Annotated in this window: 5 protein-coding genes; 3 read left to right on the top strand and 2 right to left on the bottom strand. The window is 31.0% G+C overall.

Translation table 4 applies throughout. From position 1 onward, the window contains the following. Positions 1-130 precede the first annotated feature (130 nt). From C4B25_RS00290 to C4B25_RS00280, 3 genes are all read left to right on the top strand, one after another. Complete coding sequence (locus tag C4B25_RS00290) at positions 131-2,113, top strand: phospho-sugar mutase (RefSeq protein ID WP_131613074.1); 1,983 nt, start codon at positions 131-133, stop codon at positions 2,111-2,113. Between the two features lie 196 nt (positions 2,114-2,309). Beyond that, positions 2,310-2,630: an ArsR/SmtB family transcription factor gene (locus C4B25_RS00285; RefSeq protein WP_131613073.1), complete on the top strand. Its 321-nt coding sequence runs from the start codon at positions 2,310-2,312 to the stop codon at positions 2,628-2,630. Positions 2,631-2,731: 101 nt separating this feature from the next. After that, positions 2,732-4,111, top strand: a complete 1,380-nt coding sequence (locus C4B25_RS00280; RefSeq protein ID WP_131613072.1) for an APC family permease — start codon at positions 2,732-2,734, stop codon at positions 4,109-4,111. Between the two features lie 27 nt (positions 4,112-4,138). Here C4B25_RS00280 and C4B25_RS00275 read toward each other — a convergent pair whose 3' ends face one another. Beyond that, positions 4,139-5,569, bottom strand: a complete 1,431-nt coding sequence (locus C4B25_RS00275) for a hypothetical protein (protein WP_131613071.1) — start codon at positions 5,567-5,569, stop codon at positions 4,139-4,141. A 56-nt stretch (positions 5,570-5,625) separates the two neighbouring features. Continuing rightward, a complete protein-coding gene (locus tag C4B25_RS00270; RefSeq protein WP_131613070.1) occupies positions 5,626-6,702 on the bottom strand; it encodes a hypothetical protein in 1,077 nt (358 codons plus the stop codon). Positions 6,703-7,019: the final 317 nt, after the last annotated feature.

The raw sequence follows: 7,019 nt of genomic DNA, 5'->3' as shown, positions 1-7,019 counted from the left end.
TATCTAGAGTTACTATAAAATGGGCTTTCCCAATATATGTAACTTCTCCAATTACTATGTCTTTTATTTTATACACATTAAAATCTTACTACAATAAGTGAAAATAGGAGCAATGTGTTAAAATAATATTATGAATAATTTAGAACAATTAAGAGAATGAAAAAATGCACCTACTAAAGATAAAATTTTAGCAAAAGGGCTTAAAAAAATTAACGAAAAAAATGTCGATAAGTTTTTTGGAGAAACAATGACATTCGGAACAGCAGGAATTAGAGGGATCCTTGGTCCTGGAACAAACATGATAAATGAATTCACTATTGCAGCCGCAGCATACGCTTACGGAGCAACATTGGTTAAGCAAAGTGAACTAGTTAAAAAAATGGGTCTTGTTATCGCACATGATAATAGATCAAACGGTGCTTTATTTGCTGAAATTACAGCGAAAGTATTCGACCACTTAGGTATTAAAACTTACATATTCAAAAACAATGAGATGGCAGCTACACCGCTATTGTCATATGCAATTAGAAAATTAAGAGCAGCAGGTGGAGTTAACATTACAGCTTCTCATAATCCAAAAGAATATAATGGATTCAAAGTATATAACGCACAAGGTGCTCAATTACTTCCAGAACTTACAGTGAAAATTTCAAAATTAATGAGTAGAATGAATTTCCTAAAAGTACCTTACGGACTTTTCAACCCAACATTCATTTCACCAACATTACAAGAAGATTACATCAAAGATGTATTAAGCATTAGAAAGAGACCTAACGATAGTAAAAAACTAATAGTTGTTTACTCAGCCCTTAACGGTACAGGTTCACATATTGCTCCAACTTTATTCCAAAAAATGGATATTGAATATTATGCAGTTAAACAAGAAGTTGTTGAAGATGCAACATTCAAAGGTTTAAAATCATGTAACCCAGAAGATGAAGCAGCTTACAACAGAGCAATTAAATTAGCTAAAAAGAAAAAAGCAGATATCATCATTCTTACTGACCCAGATGCAGATAGAGTTGGACTTGCTGTTAGAGGTCCACTAGGAAGTTACAAAAAAATCAACGGTAACCAAACAGGTGCTATTGTTCTAAATCACATCTTAAGAACTAAACAATACAATAAAGAAGGTTATATTGCTCAATCAGTAGTTTCAGGAAATGTAACTAAAGAAATGGCTAAAAGACATAATCTTTCTATCCATGAAACACACGTTGGATTTAAAAACATTGCAAGAGTTATTCTTGATAACCCAGAAGGATTAGTAATGGGTTACGAAGAATCATTCGGACAATTAATGGACCCTGAAATCGCAAGAGATAAAGATGCATTCCAAGGATTAGTAATGTTAGTTGAAGCAGCTAACTACCTAAAAACACAAAACATGTCACTACTTGATGAACTAGAAAGAATTGGTGTTATGTATGGTGTTCATACTTCAACTCAACTTTCAAAACAAATCGAACAAAATGATGTTCAAACATTATTAGATAGAGTTGGGGATATCCTAACAATTGGAAAATTTGATGTTTCAGATGTACTTGATTTTAGAAAAGAAGAAATCATGGGACTTGAAAACGCAACTCTAGTTAAAGTTATCTTAGAAAATGGTTCATGATTTGCAGTTCGTCCTTCAGGTACAGAACCAAAAGTTAAAGTTTATATAGAAACAGTTGGCGCAACTAAAAAAGAAACTGAAAAAACAATCAAACAAATAACTTCAACTATTAATGAAATTGTTTCAGGACTTAAAAAAGAATATAAATCTCCAAAAGCTAAAGCAGCTGAAGTTAAAGAAACTAAAAAAGCAGCTGAAGTTATTGCTCCAATTGAAAAAACAGAACGTGAAATGTTAGCAGAACAAAGAGCTCAATTTGAACGTGAAATGAAAGAAGCTGAAAGTAAACAAGAACAAGTTCCAGCAACTCAAGAAGTTGAAGAAGAACCAGTTCCTGAATTCTCAGTTGAAACTATCTCACCTATTCCTGCTGAAAAAACTCCAAGTCAATTAGATCCAAAACAAATCCAAAAGACAAAAGAGATTAAACTTCAAGAACAAAGAAAAACTCAAGAAGTTAAAACTAAGCCGGAAGAAACAAAAGAACAATAATTATTAACACTAGCGAATGCTGGTGTTTTTTTATCCCGTTTAGGCAAAAAAGTTATTATTTACAATAAAAAGCAATAAAGTTTCAACTATTTACTATGTAATATTTAAAAAAATAAAGTAAATATCATGTCACTTTTTAAGTTTTATTCTATAAAATTAAGGCATAAACACATTTATAAAAGGAACGGTGGAACCAATGGAAATAACAAAATTTATGAAAGTTTTTTCTGTAGAGATGAGAATTAAATTCTTAGCTCACTTTTATACATGCAAGTGCAAGGATCACACGGTTACTGACTTAGTAGCTAAATTTGGAACAAGTCAAGCAAACATTTCTAAGCACCTACTATTAATGGAAGACCTAGGAATACTAAGTTACACTTGTGAGAAGAAAGTTAAATATTATTGATTAAACGAAGACTTCAAGAAAGAATGAGAACACTTAATAAAACCTATAATTTCAAATGAAAAATTAAAGGAATTTTACTGTTGTTGCTCCCAATCTACAAACATCTAATAAATAGATTCATAGAAGTTAATACGCATTAATCAATCCTGCTTTTAAAGAAGGTTGTTTGCGTATTTTATTTACAAACTAATAACAAGGAGAAATAAAAAATGACAGAAAAAAATACAATGAGTAAAAAGAAATTTTACTTATTCTCATTAAACTACATAATGGGATTTGGTTTTATCGCTACAATCGGTAAAATTATGGAATTACACGCATTAGGATTAGTGGCATTTATGATCACTTCATTCGTAGTTCTTTGTGTTGCTCTTGCATTCTCAAGAGCTGCAGATGCATATCCAGATGCATTGGGTGGTTCATACTACTATGCTAAAAAATCAGGTGGAAGACATGGTGGATTCTATCAAGGGTGAACCCAATACATTCAAGGGCCAATATTAAGTATTACGGCTCCTCTATTCTTGGCGGCAATACTAAAAGAGATTGATCCAAGTCGAGCAATATTATATGACTTCCTATCCGTAGGTATATTTATATTAATAACAGTAATTACAACATTTGGTTATAAAGTATCACTTAAATTCATAGCGATATCTTCAATATTAAAATGAATAGTTCTAACTGTTTCAGTTGGAGCAATCATTTATTTAGCGGCGCACGACAATGCTTTCCACTCAAACTGAGTAGGAAGTACCAAAGTTAATGCAATCACCTTTACGGGTGCTGTATTAGCGTTTATATACGCATATGGTGGAGTAGAAAGTATCGCCAGTTTAGCTGGTGAAGTTGAAGTTCAAAAATTTAGAAAACTATTATTAAAAGTATTCTTTGTTCTGTTCTCGATTTACTTCGTATTCTATCTAATATTTATGGGAGTTAATATGTCAATATTAAACTCTGGTAACGTTAAACTATTCCAAAAAATATTTACAGTATCAATGGGTACAGCTGGGGTAGTTATTTATACAATAGGTATTATCGGAAACAAGATGTCAGCAAGAGCATCAAATACTATCACAACATCAAGATCAGTTGTTGTTCTAGCGCAAGATGATTATTTACCTAAATGAATAGCTAAGAAAAACAAAAAAGGTGAATATGGAATTTCAATTTACCTAAACTCAACAATTTCAATTATTATGATGTTATTAGGTCTACTTCTTGAATTATTAAAAGTAGACGACACATTCAACTTAATTCTTGATATTGGTCTATTCTTGTTCTTCTCACAATACATCGGTACATTTATATCATTGATGATTCTTTCAAAAAGAAAAGAGGTTGCCAAAATACCTGTTTGAGAATACATTATGTATTTAATAGCAATAGTGATTATGGTGGTTGTTCTAGTAATCGTTATGGTTCCACCTATTACTGGTCAACCATGACAACTTAAAAATACAATTCAAATAACTTCACTACTAGGATTTATTGGTGCTGGATATGTTATTTGAGGTATTCATGCATTAATGAATAAGAAAAGAAAGAATAAAGCAGAACTAGCAGAAGCCAAAGAAGAAAAATAAAAAACTGGGTTTACCAGTTTTTTTTATTTAGACAGTTTTAGGTTTTAAAACATAAGTATTTTTTGTTTGATCCTTTACTCAATGAGCTTCAACATCCTTACCATTCATTCGTATCTTAAAGGTAATTTTAAGGGTATCGAAAGTCACTTTACTTCCGCTTCCTCTATTTTCCGATCAACTAACTCAATCAGAAACACTATCTTCATTATTTTCATTCAAGATAACAACGGTTTTTGGAGAATTAATAAATGGGTGTATGTCTCATCCAAATTTATGTTCTTTAGCTTCTGAAAGGTCTCAAGTAGTGACCTCATTTCAACCGAATGAAGCGTAGTGGAAACCATGCTCCATATTTATTAGGTTAGGCATGATTACAGTTCTTAAATTAGCTCAGTTACGGAAAGAACGGTCATGAACGGTTCTAAGGTGTTTCATTTCAACTACTTCAGCACCAGGGAATGTAAAGTCTGTTCCATACATACGTATACCAGTACCATCAATTTCAGTTATGTAATTCATTTTGAAGATTTTTATTGGATATTTCTTTTGATCATCAAAAACACCATTATAACGATCACGTTTATGTTCTAAATCAGCAGTTCTATCTCCTGTATATTTCCCTCATTCATCTTCTATAATTTGATTCTTTTTGTCATATCAAACTTCATAAGTATCGCCAATAGGAACGAAACCTTTAGCTTTTTTCTCAGCTACTCTTCTAGCAACTTCTTTTTTTCATTTTTCAGCCTCTTCTTTTGCTTCTCTTGCTGACTTCTCTGCTCAAAATTTATTGTTTTCTATTGAGCTTTTTGTTAATCAATCAAATCCGTATGTAAATTCCCCTGCATCAGGATTTGTGGCACCTGGAGTGTGTAAGTTAACTTTAATGGTTATTCTTCCAAATTCCTCACCTTGGTCATCCTTTTTATACTCTAGTTCATATGTCATATCAAGAGTTGAACCTTCATCTAAAACTGGTAAATTAAAATGACCTGTTTGAGATAAAGCAAAATGTATAGCTTCTCTTCCATCTACGAATTGAATTTTTTCATTTTTTTCATTTCTAACCGTTGTGCTCAATTCTTTGATTAACTCTTCAGCAGTTAATGTATTATCTCTTTCTTCAAGTGATCTCTTAATTCAATAATCACTATCTTGCACATCTAATAATGAGAAGGCTTTTCTAAGTTTGCGTAAATTAGCACTTTGTATTTTGTTCTTTTCTTTTTCTTCTTTTTCCTTAGCCGCTTTGGCTAAGGCTTCTTTTTCTGCAGCTTCTTTCTTGGCTTCCTCTTTTTTGGCTTTTAGTTCAGCTTCTCTCTTTCTTGACTTTTGTCTTTCATCATCTTCTTTCCTTCTGCTATCTTTATTTTCGCCACATGAAATGGCGACCATAGGTGTTGCAACAACTACTGCGGCCAACACACCTATTGACACTTTTTTGCTTATTTTTTTCATATTCTCTCTTTCTAAAATATTTTTTATAATAACTATATTTTAAAATAAAAAAACACCTAAAATGCTTTTTTATTATTATCTTTTTTAGTTTTATCTATCTTTTTGGTGTCTTTTCCTTCTTTTTTATCGCCCTCTTTTTCTTCTTTATCTTCCTTCTTAATGAACTTATAGGTGTTTAAATCAGTTAATTTATTAGTTAATTCAAATGGGTGTTTTTTGCGGAATCTAACTGGTGTGTAATTAGTTACTACTGACTCTAAATCATGGCGAATTATTTCTGTCATTTGATCTTGTGTAAAGTTGCTTACAAATTTATTTCAAGTAATTAACTTTGTTAATGGTTTGATGTTGTTTTTGAAGAATTTTGTAAAAGCAATTATTTTATTATGTCATTCTTCTGGCATTGAAACCATTCGTTCCGAAAGTCTATAGCCAGTAAGTTCTAATGAAATATCCTTCTTAATATCACAAACATTCTCAAATACATTTCTTATATATCGATTACCTCATTTGTTTTCTTCTTCTACGGGGCCATCATCTTTCAATCCGGTAAATTCAACATCTTTGATATCAACTACGTAGAATGGTTTGATAATGTTGTCTTTATTTTTAACTAATTCATATGTGTAATGGAAATTTAAAGCAACTTCTTTTGAGTCATTTATTTTGGTCTTGGTACTTCCTACAACTTTAAATTTTGAATCATTATATCCTTGGTTGAATTCATTTAAAATGTCATCCTGTAAGGTTTGCATTGTATTTTTTGAATATTGCATTTCTGATTGTGTTCTTTTTAAAAGTGTGCCAGGTTCAAAGGTTCCATTCATTTTCTTTAAAAGATCACTAACCTCATCAGCTTGAACAGTGAATTCATTCTTTAAACCAAATTCTTCATTTAAAGATTTAAGTGATAAAGATCTTTTGCGTACAAACTCTTTTTGTTCCCTGTGTTTGGCGTTAACTCTTTCAACAACCACAACAGCAGGTTTCTCAGGTTTTGCCTTGATTATTGTTGGTTGTTTTTCTTCCTTTGTTCCTTGTGGTTTGCTTTCGCTTGAACTACAAGAAATAACAGCAACTATCGGTAAAGGAATAATCATAGTTGCACCTATTGTCGCTACTAACTTTTTCATACAAACTCCTTTTATAAATATTTTTTTATACTCTCTATATACTTACATGTATAAAAACACAAGCTCTTTCAAAATATTTTTTTATGAATATGTTTATTGTGTTGTTCCAGAAGGTTGATTTGATGTTAATTGGAGTGTGTTTTCTATAGCTGTATTCATTAGTTTTTTTGACGATGTTAACCCTTTAAAAATGACATTTACAATTTTTATAAAATATACACTTGCAACAAAAAAAGTTTTATTTATTAATGAAATGGGTTGAAAAATATAAATATTGTTAAAAACTAAAATAAGTAGATTTTATTTCTAATTTCATT

It is taken from the genome of Mycoplasma todarodis (assembly GCF_004335995.1).
Lineage (GTDB): Bacteria > Bacillota_I > Bacilli_A > Mycoplasmatales > Metamycoplasmataceae > Mycoplasma_K > Mycoplasma_K todarodis.
Note: the sequence above shows the minus strand (reverse complement) of the source record. Positions and strands in the feature narration are given on the sequence as shown.